The organism is Amycolatopsis sp. NPDC033938, assembly GCF_055575975.1.
In genome coordinates this window covers 219,060-235,479 of the sequence record NZ_JBVIRO010000009.1, presented here as the reverse complement: position 1 = coordinate 235,479, position 16,420 = coordinate 219,060, and the positions used below count along the sequence as shown (strand labels likewise).

Below are 16,420 nucleotides of genomic sequence, written 5' to 3'. Positions count from 1 at the left end.
TGTCGCAACAGGTGCAACTCGGGAGCCTGGGCCAATTGTGTCCCTGGACAGTGGTGTGCGGGGCTGGAACCGTCCCATTGTAGGAGCACGTGAGGCGTGTGAGCCTCGAATACGAGGCCGAACGAAACGCCCGGCCGAAACAAAAGTCGAAAGAAAGATCCCACGATGAAGACGAACGTCACCTTCCCGAGCGCCGGGCTCGCGCTGGCCGGTCTCCTGTACACCCCCGACGACCACACCGGCGCCCCGTTGCCCGCCGTCGTCGTGTCCCACCCCGGCGGTGGCGTGAAGGAGCAGACCGCGTCGATCTACGCCGAGCGCCTGGCCCGTGAGGGTTACGCCACCCTGGTGTTCGACGCCGCCTATCAGGGTGAAAGCGAGGGCCTGCCCCGCGGCCTGGAGAACCCGTTCCAGCGTGCCGAGGACGTCCGGGCCGCGGTCACCTACCTGACCACCCGCGACGACATCGACCCGGCCAGGATCGGCGCGCTGGGCATCTGCGCGTCCGGCGGCTACGTCCCGTTCGCCGCCCAGACCGACCACCGGATCAAGGCCGTCGCCACGGTCAGCGCCGTGGACATCCGCAGCCTGCTGGTCGAAGGCCTCGGCCGCACCCAGAGCCCGGAGGTCCTGCAGGCCATGCTGGACCAGGCGGGCGCGCTGCGCACCGCCGAGGCACGGGGCGAGGCGCCGGCCGTTCAGAACTGGGCGCCGGAAAGCCCGGAGGGGCTGGAGGAAGCGCCGACGCTGTACCGCGAGGCCCAGGATTACTACCGCACCCCGCGCGGCGGGCACGCGAACTCCACCAACGAGTGGCCGCTGCGCAGCATCGACCAGATCGCCCAGTACGACTCCTACGCGATGATCAAGCTGATCGCGCCCCGGCCGCTGCTGATGATCATCGGCTCCGACGCCGACACCGGCTACTTCAGCCGCGAGGCCATCGAGAAGGCCGACGGGCCCAAGGAGCTGTTCGTCATCGACGGCGCCACCCACGTCGCGCTCTACGACCAGGACGAGTACGTCACCCCCGCGGTCACCAAGCTCACCGGCTTCTTCGGCGAGCACCTGACCGCCTGAACGAGAGGAGAACCCCATGGAATCCGTGACGTTCAAGAACCGCACCTGGGACGTCGCCGCCGACGTCCGCTTTCCCGAAGGCTTCGACCCAGCCAAAAAGTACCCGGCGATCATCTGCGCGCACCCGATCAGCAGCTGCAAGGAGCAGACGTCCGGCAGCATCTACGCCGAGCGGCTGACCGAGCTCGGCTACGTGACCCTGGCGTTCGACGCGTCGCACCAGGGCGCAAGCGGTGGCGAGCCACGCTACCTCGAAGACCCCGCCACCCGCGTCGAGGACTTCCGCTGCGCGATCGACTATCTGGTGACGCAGGACTACGTCGACGAGGACCGCATCGGCGTGGTCGGGATCTGCGGCGGCGGTGGCTACGCCGCGAACGCCACGATGACCGACCACCGGATCAAGGCACTGGGCACCGTCGTCGCCGCGAACTACGGGCGGGTCATGCGCGAGGGCGATCTGAGCGCCAACGCCGCTGTCGCGACGCTCGAGGCGATCGGCAAGCAGCGCACTGCCGAGGCCCGCGGCGCGGAACCGCACATCACCACCTACATCCCCACCTCGGTCGAGGAACGGGAGAAGGCCGGAATCACCGACATCGACATCGTCAACGCCGTCGAGTACTACACCACCCCGAGGGGGCAGAGCGCCGGCTCCCCCAACAAGCTGCGCTTCTCCGGCCTGGAAGCGGCGGTTGGCTTCGACGCCTTCCATCTGGCCGAAGTGTTGCTGACGCAGCCGTTGCAGGTCATCGTCGGTGACGTCCCGGGCGGATTCGGGTCCTACCGGGACGGATTCGAACTGTTCGACCGCGCCCGCTCGGAGAAGAAGGACATCTTCGTCGTGCAAGGCGCGAGCCACTACGACCTGTACGACCAGCCGAAGTACGTCGACCAGGCTTTGGCGAAGCTGGGAAGCTTCTTCGAAGAAAACCTCTGATCAGACAGCAAAGGAGGGGCGACTGCCGAAGCGGTCGCCCCTCCTTCGTCCTCACCGCGGACATCGCGCGGCAGAGGACCGGGCGGCCTCAGTCCTCGAAGAGCCTGACAAGGGGTGTACGACACCGACTCGGCGAACTCGTCCACGCCGAGCCGGTCCGCCGGGTCGAACCATTCGCCGATGAGGCCGAGCTCCCAGCGCCAGGTTCAGGGTCCGGTGCCCTTCGTCGGCCTTGAGTTCCATTCGGCAGGCCCTTGGCGTGAACGACTGGAACGTCCATTGGCAGACCAGTAACATTCGGTGACAATATCCGGGCCTTAACTGCACGCCACCGCGACCACGATTCATGCCCATGGTCGACGCTTCTCGCGATGAAGCACAGCTCGCCGTGCGCTTGTACAACGACTCGTCGGAGGTCCGCTCTTTCGAGGGCTTCACATGCACCTTGCCTGGCTCTACCTCCTGCACGCCGAACTCACTCGGTACAGCATCGACTTCCGGTACTGGCGCACTAGTTCGCGATCACGATTCAGTCGCGGCCTGGTGCAAGTCGAAACGCTCCCAGATGCAGAGCACGACTGGTAGGCCAAGCGCCGCTCACGACCGCGACGCGAGTCGAGTCGAACGACAGGGGGCCAGTGACCATGGTCGAATCATCGGATACCGAGAACCTGACGGCGGAGGGAGATCCGCCGCGGTCTGCTCGGCGGCGTGAGCGGAAAGTCCGCAAGCGCCGCTCGAAGTATCCATGGAGCGAGGCGGTGACTGAAGCCTTTCCGGTACACGCCGACCTGGTCGATCGAGCGGTGGCACGCGAAGGACGACGGTATCGCCGGTACGGCACCTGGCATATGAACTGGTTTCGCCTAACCGGGTTCATCGAGATCGTCTTGAGCGTGACCTTTCCTTTTATGGTCACGTTTCTTCCCACTGTCACCGTGGAGTCGAGCTCCCAGAACTTGATATTGACCGGCATCAGCGTCGGCATCGCCTTGGTGGGTTCGGTTCGAGCTTTCTACTCATGGAACGAGAACTGGCGATTGTATCGGACTCAACGGCTCGCCGTGGAGATCATTGTCCGACGCTGGGAGTTGGCGTTACTGAGGCTGACGTTCGCGACCGGGCCGGATCAAGTACGTGCCCACGAAGAGACGAAGCAGGCCATCGACAACCTCAACCAGGTGTTGGAACACGAACAAGACACAGTCACCGGTTCGGTTCGCCTGCCTGAAGAAATCTTGAAACAGCCCCGCTCGGCTGCAGCGTCAGCTACACAAGGACCAGGCGGCACGACATGAGTCGGACGCACAGCAACCAGAACGTTCAACTTGACGCTTTCTCGAAGGGATCCGCATACGGAAACGGTAGCCTGATCATCGAGGCAGCGATACGGCTTCAGACCAACGTCGGAGCGAAGGTGCACGACGCGTTCGCCGACGCCGCGGACACCAGACGACGGCTAGAATCAAAGCAGGGCGCGCCTTCTGATACGGTTCACGGGCGATCTCCCGTATTACGGTAGATTTCCTGCACGGAGGGGTAGACGTCCCCCTCGGACACAACACTAATCCTTTGACCAGGTAAATCTCCGCGAAGCTATCGGGTCTGTCTGCAAACCCGCAGGTCAGCATCGTGGGGGTTCAACTTCCAGTGGGATACGCACTAACCACACGCAGTGGTGACCGCCTCCATTGAGATACCTCCATGCAGCAGCCGCTCGCTAGGCGACCAGCGGCCGACACTGCGGGTCGGCGTCAACCGCTCGTACGGCTCGCGGGCCGTGGTCGATGGCGTCTTCGAAGTTCAGCGATCGTTCAGCGCTGTCCAGGAGTTCTGCTTAGGTCAGGGCATCGATCCTGCTCAGGTGGCTCGCGTAAGTACGCAGAGTTTCATTTGTTTGCCGTGCGTCGATCTCGGGCTGGAACAGGGATGCCCGATCACAACCGTCGCAAACGACCGCCTGGTTTCTACCCCGCGCATTTCGGATATCTCGCTACACTCCTCATCGAGTTGTCGCATATAGTTCGCAGCTTGACTTACGGCGTTGCGCACGGGGGGGGGGAAGTTGGAACGTATCCACTCCGATACCGTTTGACGATCTCGACGTTCGCCTTATTCAGCTCGACGACGTGCAGCACACCATCCGGCCGGAGGAGAAGGATGTCAGCCTCCATACCCTGCACGGTTCACATCACGGTCTCCTGTGCTCTTATATGATGTCGGAATGCCGCCCGACGAGTCTGACCGAGCCGCTCCCGATGGAGGTGGAGCCCTGGCTCGCCCCCCGGCTGAAGATGCCGGCAGTCGCACCGGGCAGAACTATGAATTCCAGTATCATGTGGCCGCTCGCCATTGCTGTGATCTGCTTGGCCGTGACGAGCCCGGGTGGGTGCTGTGTGAGTGGCACACCGACTATGTGTTGGGAAGCGGGCAGCAGGCCGCGGTCCTAGTCAGTGTGAAACACCGCGAGCCACAGCGGCGCGGGTGGACCGTCTCAAGACTCTGCGGTGACGAGGGTAAACTGCCAAGCCAGCGCATACGCTGGGAGTCCTGCGGACGCCCACCTGAGTGTCGCTTCGTGACTAACGCTCCGCTGGACGAGAATGCAGCCAAGCTCGCGCGCGCCTGCCGGGAGCGCGATCTTGCAGCCCTCGCCGACTTCGCCCGCACCGAAGCGCACCTGTTCGGCTGCAGTGCACAGGAGCTGACCGAGTTCCTTACCAGCCTGCGATTTGAACACGAGCTTCCCGGCCGTCGCGACATCCGGGCAGCGAACGTCGAACGCCACATGCGCCCAGCGTTGGTACGCCTCGGCACCGATCACGTCGACTCGTGGAAAGCCTACGACCTCGTTGTCGACGAGGTACGCGCCGCGTCGCAGGACAAGAACACACGCCACCCAGAGACGTGGCTGCTCTCTTTGCCTGGCGCGCTGGACGATGGCGCACTCCGTTCTGCAACCATGGCACGACGCACGGTCGACGCCAAAAGACTGCAGGCAGCTCTGCAGCCGCTCACAACAGACCCAGCTCCACTCATGGTGGGTCGTCTTCAGCCGAACCGGCGAAACGGTGGGTCGTGGCAGGTGCCACTCCCGAAAAGCGCGGTGGAACGGCAGGCACTCTCCGACGAGCTAATCGAGCTCTTGGCGGAGAATCCCGGCGGAGGCGTCGGTGTTGTCGCCGTACACGGCGCCGGCGGATTCGGCAAGACCACCCTCGTCCGCCAGGTCTGTCACCAACAACCCGTGAAAGACGCGTTCTCGGCGTTGCTCTGGACGACTCTAGGGGAAGACGTGCGGGGCGCCGAGTTGGCCGCGCACGTCAACGACCTCGCGGAGCAGCTGACGGGACGTCGGCCAGGCTGGTCCGATCCGCAGCAGGCCGGGATGCATCTCGCCGAGATCCTCGAGGGGTACCCCGAACCGGTTCTGCTCGTTGTCGACGACGTCTGGCATCGCGGCCAGCTGACACCTTTCGCGACACAGCCGGGGAACTGCACGATCGTGGTGACCACTCGCAAACGGTGGGTACTCCCAGCGGAAACAGCCACCCTGCTGATCGATCGGATGCAACGCGAAGAAGCGAAGGCGCTGCTGACCCGCAGCGTTCCGGACGTGCCCGAACCTGAAATTGCCGATTTGCTGGCGTTGACCGGACACTGGCCCGTGCTCCTCACTATCGTGGACAGGGCGCTTGGACAACTCGCCCGTTATGGTATGACGCCTGCTCAGGCGGCCCAGCACCTCCTGGACCGGTTGAGGGCGGACGGGCCAGCGGCGCTTGACTTATCTGATGCAGATAGCCGAGAAGAGGCCATCGCGGCCACCGTCGAAGCAGGGCTGGCTTTCCTGCCGTCTGGTGCTCTGGAGCGCTATTCGGAACTCGCCGTGTTCGCCGAGGACAGCGAGATCCCGATTGACACCGTTGCGCGGCTCTGGTTGGCGACTGGCGGCCTGACACGAGCGCAGGCGGACTCGCTGTGCGCGGAATTGGCCGACGCTTCACTGACGGGCTCACTCAGCTTCAGTGCCGGAACGTTCCGCGTCCATGACGTGTTACGTGTGTATCTGCAACATCGTCTGGGTGACCAGAAGACCAAGGCACTCCACGCCACACTGCTCACCGTAGTAGAAGCTGAGCTCGGAAGTACCGGAGAGACCGAACCTCGGCCATGGTGGAACCTGGTGCAATCGCAAGGGTATCTGGCCGACCATCTCGTCCGGCATCTCCGCGAGGCTGGACTGGACGACGAACTGCGGGAGCTGCTCCATGATCTCCGCTGGGCCGAATGGCGTGTCCGTGAGCGCGGCGCAGCGGCAATCGTGGCAGACCTCGCTTTCCTTGACGATCCTGCTGCAAATGCACTCTCCCGGGTCGTCCAGCAGAGTGTCCATCTGCTCGCCGACGTCCATCCGCCTGCATCGCTAGGTTCTGTCCTGGCCAGCCGCCTGGACGGGATCGCGGAACTGGCGGAGTACGTCGCCCGTTTCCAGGCATCAGCGCCCAGGCCGAAAATGACGAATCGTCTCTGCCCGCCCGATCTGCCGTCGTCCGCGCTCGTCAGGAGCTTGCCCGGCAGCGTCGGAGGCTCATCGGGTGTGGCCGTGTCGCCGGACGGACGGACACTTGCCAGCGCAGATGGCACCGGTACGATCCGGGTCTGGGACACCAGCTCCGGTGAACAGGTTCACACGATCATCAGTCAGCTGCACGTCAACACGGTGCGCTATACCCCGGACGGGCACATTTTGGCCGGGGCACGTCACCACAAACTCAGGCTCGCGCAGCTCGCGTTGTTCGATGGCAAGAGCGGAGTTATCCGGCATCACTGGACTGATGTTTTCGCCGCTTGGAATCTATGGCCCGTGGCCGCAGTCTCACCGGACGGCTCGTGGATCGCCGCGGCAGTGGCCCCCGAGGGCTCGGCGGGGGTCGACGTCCACGTGCTCGATGCCTCGTCTGGAGAAGTGCGGTTGGCAATCGCTGCTGTGGGCTGGCCTCGAACGCTGGAGATCTCGCCGGACGGTGCATGGGTGGTCACCGGCGACTGGTGTCAATCTCCGGACGTCGCGTCTGCGGCACGTGTCTGGGATGCCTCCACCGGTGACCTGCTGCACGAATTGGACGGGCACGCCGGGGGCGTGATGAGCATCCATTTCGCAGGTCCCGGCGGCGCGCTGTCCACCGTGGACCGCGAGGGCACGGCGAGGTTCTGGGGCACCGCCGGTGAGCTCGTTCGTTCGGTGACCGGACTCGGGGTCCTGTCAACCGTCGTGATAGCGCCGGATGGTTCGTGGCTTTCATCGGGCAGCCACAGCTTCACAGGTCTCCGTGTCTGGGATCTGGACAGCGGCGGGCTGCGGTTCGAGTTGCCGGTCAACGACAAGTGCGTGTGGTCCGCGAGCAGCCCAGACGGTTCTTGGATAGTGACATGTGAACCGGAATCCGAGGCATTCGGCACTCCGACAACGGTACAGATCTGGGATGTAGTCACTGGCGAGCTGCGACAATCGATGCACGGACTGTTTGATTGTATTGGCGATCTGGCGGTCGCGCCCGATGGCTCCTGGGTGGCGGGGGCAGATGGGCACAAGGGTGAGAATGCTCATGACCATCGTCTCATCCGAATCTGGTCGGTCCGCGACGAACGCACCGTTCCGCTGCCCGCAGCCCCTGACGTCAGCCGAGCCTTCTGCGCCACCCCGGACGGCACGCGACTGGTCTACGGCTTGCCGACGGGTGGGCTCGTCATCGCTCGCTCCTCGTTCACACCGGAGTGGCTTCTCGGAGAGGAGAACGCCACAGCCGCCGCGATCTCCTCTGACGGAGCCCAGCTCGCTGTTGCCAACGGCGAACGGATCAAGCTGTGGAGCGTCGACTCCGGCGAACTTGCGCGAGAGTTCGACAACCGGATCGGTCTGGTCTCCGAGATCCTGTTCGCACAGGACGGTTCACTGGTACTCACCCAGCACACACAGCCAGATGATGAAATATTTGAGGGAGCATTGCTGTGGCCGGCACAGATCTGGGATGTGACAACGGGCCAGTCTCTGCACGTGATCCGGGGAACCGAGTACGGGGTCGGCCAGGCGGTGTTCGCGCCGGATGGTTCTTGGCTGGCAGTCGCCGACAGCGCGCGCATACCTGATGAGGAACGTTCCATATTCCTCATCAAGTCTGAGTCCGGCGCGATAATCCACGCGCTGGGCGGTCATCGTGAAGGCGTGGGGAAAGTGCTCATCTCCCGCGATAGCACGTGGCTCCTCTCGTCGGACGCTCCAATGCAGCGGAGCACCTCCAGCAACGTCTACCTCTGGGATGCGGCCACCGGCCAGCTGACGAACGTGCTGGAAGGTCATGTCGGAGGTGTTAAGGCCGCCACTCTCGCTGAGGACGGTTCGTGGTTCGCCACTGGCGACCGCGCTGGGGCTGTCAAGATCTGGCGCTCTTTCGCCGCTACGCTGTTGCGCACCTTACCCGGCAATGACGAAGTCACACATATCGCCCTCTCTCCGTGCCAACGCTGGCTCGCCGTCTGCATGGTCACCGGCGGTCAGGGCCGCCTGCGGATTTGGGATCCACATAGCGGAGCTGCCCTCGCTTCGATGTCCGTCGACGGCCCGCTCCACTCGTGCTACTGGCTGGCGGGATCCCGGGTAATTTGCGCAACAGGAGTTCGCGGGTACTACGCGTTCAACTGGTTCGTTTAACGTGTCAGGGCTGAGTAGGCCCCGACCGTCGACTCGATGTGATCCTCGTCGGGCAAGCCGTACGCCCCAACGGTGCTGTCGCTAGACCACACCTTGCAGGCACCAGCCCACCGAGTGAATCTTCAACTCGGCAGCGTAAGACGTGTGGAAAGTGAGCAACACACTTTTACCCCACAGGCCCGATGGCCCGTGGGGTAAAAATCTTAGCTCACCCTCCCCGAGGCGCCGCCCTCATCCGCCGACGGTGCCTCGGGGAGAAGATCCATGCTCAGTTGCCCTGGTTCGTTCACCGGACTGATGTCTCTCTTCCGAGCCGCGGGTCTGACCTCGCGATTCTGACTACAGACGATCTCCAGCTCATGATCACCCAGGTGTCTCGCCACGGCAGTTGGCTGGCCGTCCGCAGGCTCTCGGGGTGCGAGCAAGCCGGGTAGCAGCTCGAGGAGATGGTCCTCGCGCACATAGATGTAGGGAACTGGATCGTCCGGTCGTCGTGTGCCGCTGCTGCGGCCGTGACGGCACCGATAGCCCGGGCGACCGTGCACCCAGTGCGCATCCATCCGACGATCGCAGAACCCGCACACCACCAAACCGGCCAGCACGTACCGACGGGGCAGACCGTCTTTCGTGTCCCGGGCAGCCCTGATCCGTTGCACCGCAACAAACCGCGTATCGTCAACCAACGGGACATGCGTCAGCTGTTCGGACACCTCCCACTCCCCCACCCGATTCCAGGACACCGCAGCGGAACCACGGCCACCGACACGGCCTCCCCCGCCGTGGCCCTTGCTGCATTGACGATTCCACACTTGCCGGCCGGTATACCGCGGATTCTCCAAAATCGACTGCACCGTCCTCACAATCCAACCCGTACCCGGCCGGGCCACGGGACAAGCCCATCTGTCGCAAGCCGTCGCCGATAGCGTCGACGCCTATGCGCGCTCGCGCACTGCTGATGCCGTGCGTCCTTGCCACCACGGCCGCCTGGAACTGCCGAAGGCGCGCAAGTTGTCGGCGGCACGTGAAAACTGATCACGGCGTGGCATCTGAATTTTGACCCCCTGTCCGGTGACTCTGGCTGGAACCGAGCCAGGGAGGACGAAGGATCATCGTGAGGCGGCTGCCCCATGATCAACAGGCTCCGCGTGCGCCCCTAACCAGCCAAAATCACCAAAGTGCTGCTGCCGTACTAGTCAGGCCGGATCCGGTTCGGCCTCCGGCGGCTGGTCCAGCTTCCACACGTCCAGGTCGGCTCGGCGGCCTCGGCTGGCCTGGCCCGTGTCGTAGGTCAGCAGGACGACCTTCCGACCGATCCCCGGCCGGTAGGCCAATGCCTGGGCTGCGACGGCCCGGTCGACGATCTCATCGTCTTCGAGGGCCAGCCTGCTGTGCCCGGGAGGATCGAACAGGATCTCGACGCGAGTCGCACGGAGTTTCGCCGAAGGCGAGCCGTCCAGGAAGAGCTCGTCGAGAACGCCCAAGGTGTGGGCGGCGCGCCATCGCACGTGCTTGTTCTTGCTCTCCTTCAGCCCGTCCAGCTCGTCGATGACCACCATCGGAACCAGCAGCCGCACGTACCCGCGTTCGAAGCCTACGACCTCGGCCAAGTCAACTTCCTTCAGCTTCACTGGGTGGTGGATGTAGAAGCTGCTGTCCGCGACGACGCACAGATCCGTGCTCGACCAGCGGTTGATGACCTCGCGAAGTGCCTCGATCGCCTGCTCGAGCGCATCGACGCCATTGGTACGCGCCTCCTGTGCCGCCACTCTGCAAAATGGCCGCTTGGTCGCGCAGGCTTTGGAGATGCGTGAGGAGATTCTGGCGATCGGTGCCCGGGCGCGGAGTTACCAGCATTGAACAACCGCAAGCGGTGCGCCCGGCCGTTCCAGCTTCGCCGCGCGCAAGTCGTCCGGTGAGGTGGTTCGGAGCGTGACTCGGCTACCGATCGTGAAGGCCGATAGTACATTTCGGGGTCGTTTCCGATCCTTGCTTGATCTGGTCGCGGGGCTGTCGGATTCTGTCTTACTGCCCGTCGAGAGGGGACGGGTGTGGCGATGGGGACTGGATGCGTCCGAACGACCCAAACGTCCGCCGTGAGGCGACCAAGTTGGTGGAGTATCTCCGCGACATGGCGGTTACGACCAAGGCCGACACCTGCGATCTCGACAACTTCGAACGAAGCTGGTGGTTGGCAGACCTGCCCGGCAGCGTGGTGCTTCGGGCACAGCCGGGTTCCGATGGCGGGTTTGTCGCCGTCGACCAAGTGCCGTTGCCGACACCTCCGGCACTGCCGTCGCAGCTGACCGGCTACATCGCGCCCGGCCAGTGGATAGACCATGAGGTGCTGGAACCCAACGTGCCGCCCTTCTTGGCCGACCAGCTGGAGACCTCCGGTGACGACGACTCGCTCGTTATGGCGTATCGCGCGGCGCTTGCTGCGCGGAGCGCCTGGCTGGCCGAGATCGAGGCGGAGCGTCCACGCCGTGAGCTCTACGAAGAGTTCCGCCAGGTGGCCGAGAAACTCGCCAACCAGGATGACGAATTCGAGCTCGTCCTCTGCGCTGGCCTCCTTTCCGGCACGGACGAATCAGGGCGGCGTATGAACCGCCACCTGCTGGTCAAACGGTTGTTCGCCCGGATGGATGAACGCTACTCCGGGGTGACCATCGGCGTCGACGAGAACGCGGTCCTGGTGCTGGAGGATCGGAGGTTCCTCGTTCCGGTACTGGGGGAGCGGCTGGGCCGGGTCGACGACATCCGGGGTGATGTCGAGAACTCCGATCTGCTGCCTACCGATGAGGGAGCCGGAAAGTGGCTCGCCGACTGGAGCCGGCGGCTGCTCCCGGAGTCACTGCCGTACAGCGATGTGAAACGGCCTCCGGACGGCGAGCGCGCAGGGAGGTTTTCGGTGACGGCGGCCCCGGCGATCGTCCTCCGGCGGCGAGACCGCTCCAGCATCGCCGGTTTCCTCGACGACGTGCTGGACAAGCTGCGCGATCCGGCGGTCGTGGTGCCGCAGGCATTAGTCCAGATCCTCCGCGACCTGACGCCGGCCGAGCAAGAGGCGTGGCTTACGGCCGCGGCCGGGACCGCCAAGACGCTCAGCACCGACCCGCTCTTCTCCCGGGAACACAATCGGCAACAGCGGCTGGTTCTCGACCGGGTGCGACAGGATAACGGTGCTGTCGTCCAAGGGCCGCCGGGAACCGGCAAGACCCACACCATCGCGAACTTCCTGACCGCGATGCTGGCCGAGGGGATGCGGATACTGGTCGTCAGCCAGCGTGAGCAGCCGCTTCGGGTGCTCCGCGGGATGCTGCCCCCGGACATGCAGAACCTGTGTGTCTCTCTCGCCGGCGCCAAGGACGGCCGCGCCGGGGACCTGGAAGCGAGCGTTCGGGCGATGTCGGAGTACGTTAACGGCACCGATGCTGTCCAAGCGCGCGAGCGTGTCGACGCAGCCCAGGAGCGCTGGACCGTGGCTCGGCAGCGGGTGGCGGACGCTGAAGCGTCCCTCGCGGACCTACGCGAATCCGAGCACGTCGAGCATCCAGCCGTCGCCGACGGTTACGGCGGCCGGCTGGCAGAAATCGCCGCACTGGTTCAAGAACGACGCGCCGGCTTCGGATGGTTCCCGCCGCTGGACGCGGACGCGCCCGTGCGCTGCCCGCTGATCTCCTCGGAACTGGCTGAACTGCACGTCTTGATCCAGGCGCATCCGGACGGCCCAGTCCGCGCGGCCGAGTTCCTCCCGCCGCCCGAGGAGGTCGACGCGGTCAAGCAAGCCGCACAGCTTTTCCCGGAGTTGGTACCGCCTGACGTCGGAGACGAGGCGCGTGATCTGGCAGACCGCTACGGCCGCGTCGACCCCGCCGAACTTGAGTGGTGGCTCAGCTCCCTCGAACGGGTGGCCGAAATTGTCCGTCATCTCTACCAGCGTGCCGCGGGCTCGGAAAGCCAGCGATGGCTCGAGGGCGCCGTCGGCGACTTGCTCGCCGGCACCAACTTGAGTGCTTGGCAAGACGTCATGACGAGGTCGTCCGTGGCGGAAAACCTCTCGGCGCGGTCACGGAACCCATTGCTGAGAGACGTCCGGTTCCCCGAGCACGACCAGCCCGCGCTTCGGGACCTCCGTGACCAGGCATCGGCCCTGCTCCACGGCCTGCGAAACCACCGAACCGTGCGCACACCCTGGTTCCGGCGGCTGACCAGCCTCGGCCGCGAAACGCAGGCAGTGCGGGAGCGATGCACGTACCGGCACCGTGAGCCACGGGCCGAAGAAGGCGCTGCCGCCGTCCATGACGTGCTGGACATCCTGGTGACCCTCACCGAGGTCGAGCACGCGTGGAGCTTTGTGGCCGTGATCCCGGACCCGACGACCCGTGCCACGGACCGCCTCCGTTGGCTCACCGAAGCCGAAGCCGCCCTACCGGTTTTGCGGGAACTCGGGCAGCTTACGTTCGAGCTGCGCACAGCGCTCGGCAAGCACGGCATCCTCGCCGTCTTGACGACACACGAGCAGTGGCTCACCTTCCGCGACGCGACGGCCCTCGCCCGGCACCGCATCGAGGCAGCCCCACGCGAGGCCTATCTCGCACAGCTGAGCACCTGGTTGACCGACACCGCCGTGCTGCCCCACTCTGCGCCGGAGCTGCAGGGCCTCTCGGATGCCATGGACCGCCGGGATGGCCCGGGGTTCGGCCTCGCCGTCACCGCGGTCGAAAACGCGCGCAGGACCATCGAGGCACACCAGCGGCTGCTCCAGCTGCGTACTCCACTGGCGGAAGGACACGGCCAGCTCCTGGCTTCGCTGGAGACGACTGCGCACGACGACGCATGGAATGAGCGGCTGCTGGCAGTCGACCAGGCCTGGGCATGGGCGATTGCTGACCGATTCCTGCGCGCCCGGCACCAGCCGGGTCTCGACGCTCAGCGGGAGACCGAGCTGGCCGACGCCAAGGCGCAGCTGCTCACCACCACCGCCGAACTCGCGACGGCCAAGGCATGGGCGCGCTGCCTGCAGGGGATGAGCGAAGGCGCGAGGCGCGGGCTGAAGTCCTTCGAGTTCTTCTCGAAGCGTCAGCACGGCAAGGGCGGCCACGCCGGGCAACACCGGAAGTCCGCGCGATCGGCGGTGAACGCCGCCAAGGAGGCCGTGCCGGCCTGGGTGATGACCATCGGCCAGGTCGCAGAACTACTGCCCGCGGAGGCGAACAGCTTCGACGTCGTCATCGTCGACGAAGCGAGTCAAGCCGAACCGACCGCCTTGTTCCTGCTGTGGCTCGCGCCGCGCGTCATCGTGGTCGGTGACGACAAGCAGTGCACGCCATTCAATAGCCCGCGGCTCCTGGACGGTGTCACCGAGCGCTTGCGGGCCGACTTCCCGGACCTGCCCCCGCACGTGCGCGAGATGCTGCTGCCGAATGGCAATCTCTACAACATCCTCAGCAGCGCCTTCCCGGCCGTCATCCGGCTACGAGAGCACTTCCGGTGCATGCCGGAGATCATCGCCTGGCCTTCGCAGCAGTTCTACGACGGCCAACTGGTGCCCCTGCGGCCACACGGCGCCGACCGTCTGCAGCCGGTCCGGATCGAGGTCGTCACTAACGGGCACACCACCGGATCGTCGGAAAACCTGACCAACCGCCCGGAAGCCGAGCGCGTCGTCGACATCCTGCACGACTGCCTGACAGACCCGGCTTATGAAAATAAGAACTTCGGGATCATCGCTCTGCAGAGCGCCCGCCAGGTCGAGATGATCCGTGGCATCCTTGGGAAGCGGATCGCGGCGTCGGAGATCGAGGGGCGGGACATCCGGGTCGGTGATGCCAAGAACTTCCAGGGGGACGAACGGGACGTCATGCTCGTCGCGACCGTGGCCGCCGGGCGGACAAATGCCATTCGCAGCAACCTGAGGTACGAGCAGTATCTGAACGTCGCCGTCAGCCGGGCGAGGGACCAGCTCTGGCTCGTCACCTCCCTAGGCCCTGAGCTGGCCAGCGACGACATCCGTTACCGCATGCTGAGCGCCTACGGTGAACCGGAAGACCCCGAGCGTCGGGATGTTGATACCGATCAGATCCCAGCCGCACGGCGCGTCGATCCGTTCAGATCGCTGTTCGTGCAGCAGGTGTACCTGCGTATCCGGACCCATGGCTACGACGCCGACACCCAGGTTGACATCGGCGGGCGTCAGCTCGACATCGTCGTGCGCGGGCGGGACATGTCCGTCGCTGTGATGTGCGACGAACACACCGGGCTTCCGGCTGAACGTCGGCGGAGGGACGACGAGGCTCTGCGCGAACTACGCCGAGCGGGCTGGCCGTTCTGCCGGGTCGCCCACAGCCAGTTCGTCCTGAACCCGGACGAGGCACTGGCCGTCGTCTGGCAGACGTTGCGCGAACACGGCATCGAATCGGGTGAGGAGTGATTGTGGAGTCGATCGACGAGCAGACCTTGGTCGCAGTCGCGGAACTCATCTGCGCCGACGGCACGCAGTACTACCGGAGTGTGAAGGCTCTCGTCGGTTTCTTCCGGCGGGCCGGCTGGGACGTGGGCGAGTACGACGGAGAGAACCGCAAGGCGTGGACGATCGCCCAGCTGCTGCGCCGGCGCGACGATGTCGGGGCGATCGAGCAGGTGCTGAAGCGGATGACCGATCCTCGTGAGTACCAGCAGGACCGGGAGTCCGCCGACGAAGTCCTCGAGCGCCTCAACTACCTCCTGGAGGTCGAGAACCTGCACGTCGAGCTCGATGCGGATCTGCGGCCTGCCGTGCGTGCCGGTCGTGCGGCTCCACGAGATCTGCCGGTGGACATCAGCCGGCAGAAACTGCAGTACTCGATCGCCGAGATCGTGACCGACCAGCGCCTGGTGCCGGTCCTCGAACAACGGGTGGTCGAACTGGAGAAGTGCCGTGCCAGTGGCTGCTACCTGGCGGCGATGATCCTGCTCGGCAGCTTGATCGAAGGGCTCCTGCTCGACGCGGCGGAGAACCGGCCCATCCCCGCATCGATCTGGGATGAACCGGAAGCGAAGGCCGAGAACATCCGGCCCGCGAAGACAGCGGAAAAGTTGAATCTCCAGGCGCTGATCTACGTGGCGCACCGCCTCAAGTGGATTGACACGGACGCCTACCGCATTGCAAGCGCGGTGCGTGGCTTCCGCAATCTGGTGCACCCCAACGAGCAGCGCAAACTGGTCGGACGCTCGCCTGACGAGGACACCGTGGACATGTACTGGCCGGTGTTCGTCGGCACCGCCAACGACCTCGGTCGGACCCGGCCTGATGGGCCGGGGGAACGCCAGCAAAGTCCGCCTGACAACACACCTGGCCCTTGGGGAAGCCGGAGCAGATCCAGCTGAGAGCGACTACGGGTTTCCTCATCGCACCCCAGCTGTCGCCGTCAATGTCCTCACCCGACGGTAACGCGTCTTCAGCCGCTGGAAAACCCGCTCTCGAGTGATGGCGACGAGCGACGATGCCGGACGCCCTCATAATTCCTGCGTGACTTCACGTCATCAGCCAGCAAAGCCGTCACCGGAGCGGGTTACTGGGAGCTGAGCGCATCGGGCGACAGCAGACCAAGGTGGCCCATCTCGGCCAGGCATACCCGGCCGCGTCTGCGGCGTTGTCCGTGAACTCGGGTTCAATTATCGCCGACATCAGGTCGGCGAGTGGCGGCACT

8 protein-coding genes are annotated in these 16,420 nt (G+C 64.9%); 6 read left to right on the top strand and 2 right to left on the bottom strand.

Annotated elements, in window-relative coordinates:
- Positions 1-165 precede the first annotated feature (165 nt).
- The 4 genes from ACZ5ZX_RS23455 to ACZ5ZX_RS23440 all read left to right on the top strand — a co-directional run bounded on the left by ACZ5ZX_RS23455 (position 166) and on the right by ACZ5ZX_RS23440 (position 8,732).
- On the top strand, positions 166-1,080 hold the full coding sequence (locus tag ACZ5ZX_RS23455; protein WP_465504126.1) for an alpha/beta hydrolase: 915 nt from the start codon (positions 166-168) through the stop codon (positions 1,078-1,080).
- A 16-nt stretch (positions 1,081-1,096) separates the two neighbouring features.
- A complete protein-coding gene (locus ACZ5ZX_RS23450; RefSeq protein WP_465504125.1) occupies positions 1,097-2,020 on the top strand; it encodes an alpha/beta hydrolase in 924 nt (307 codons plus the stop codon).
- 644 nt (positions 2,021-2,664) lie between these two features.
- Positions 2,665-3,318 (top strand): DUF4231 domain-containing protein, encoded by a 654-nt coding sequence (locus ACZ5ZX_RS23445; RefSeq protein ID WP_465504194.1) that lies wholly within the window; start codon positions 2,665-2,667, stop codon positions 3,316-3,318.
- A gap of 926 nt (positions 3,319-4,244) precedes the next feature.
- Positions 4,245-8,732 (top strand): dsDNA nuclease domain-containing protein, encoded by a 4,488-nt coding sequence (locus tag ACZ5ZX_RS23440; protein ID WP_465504124.1) that lies wholly within the window; start codon positions 4,245-4,247, stop codon positions 8,730-8,732.
- A 203-nt stretch (positions 8,733-8,935) separates the two neighbouring features.
- Here ACZ5ZX_RS23440 and ACZ5ZX_RS23435 read toward each other — a convergent pair whose 3' ends face one another.
- A complete protein-coding gene (locus tag ACZ5ZX_RS23435; RefSeq protein ID WP_465504123.1) occupies positions 8,936-9,592 on the bottom strand; it encodes a recombinase family protein in 657 nt (218 codons plus the stop codon).
- A 333-nt stretch (positions 9,593-9,925) separates the two neighbouring features.
- Positions 9,926-10,498, bottom strand: a complete 573-nt coding sequence (locus tag ACZ5ZX_RS23430) for a PIN domain-containing protein (protein WP_465504122.1) — start codon at positions 10,496-10,498, stop codon at positions 9,926-9,928.
- 299 nt (positions 10,499-10,797) lie between these two features.
- Here ACZ5ZX_RS23430 and ACZ5ZX_RS23425 point away from each other — a divergent pair, with 299 nt between their 5' ends.
- Together ACZ5ZX_RS23425 and ACZ5ZX_RS23420 are read left to right on the top strand one after the other, a co-directional pair.
- A complete protein-coding gene (locus ACZ5ZX_RS23425) occupies positions 10,798-15,162 on the top strand; it encodes an AAA domain-containing protein (protein ID WP_465504121.1) in 4,365 nt (1,454 codons plus the stop codon).
- Positions 15,163-15,164: 2 nt separating this feature from the next.
- Positions 15,165-16,097 (top strand): hypothetical protein, encoded by a 933-nt coding sequence (locus tag ACZ5ZX_RS23420; protein WP_465504120.1) that lies wholly within the window; start codon positions 15,165-15,167, stop codon positions 16,095-16,097.
- Positions 16,098-16,420 lie beyond the last annotated feature (323 nt).

What these genes read in the sequence shown, in the direction of transcription:
- ACZ5ZX_RS23455 (WP_465504126.1), top strand. Translation starts at nt 166, where the DNA reads ATGAAGACGAACGTCACCTTCCCGAGCGCCGGGCTCGCGCTGGCCGGT.
- ACZ5ZX_RS23440 (WP_465504124.1), top strand. Translation starts at nt 4,245, where the DNA reads ATGCCGCCCGACGAGTCTGACCGAGCCGCTCCCGATGGAGGTGGAGCC.
- ACZ5ZX_RS23450 (WP_465504125.1), top strand. Translation starts at nt 1,097, where the DNA reads ATGGAATCCGTGACGTTCAAGAACCGCACCTGGGACGTCGCCGCCGAC.
- ACZ5ZX_RS23425 (WP_465504121.1), top strand. Translation starts at nt 10,798, where the DNA reads ATGCGTCCGAACGACCCAAACGTCCGCCGTGAGGCGACCAAGTTGGTG.
- ACZ5ZX_RS23445 (WP_465504194.1), top strand. Translation starts at nt 2,665, where the DNA reads ATGGTCGAATCATCGGATACCGAGAACCTGACGGCGGAGGGAGATCCG.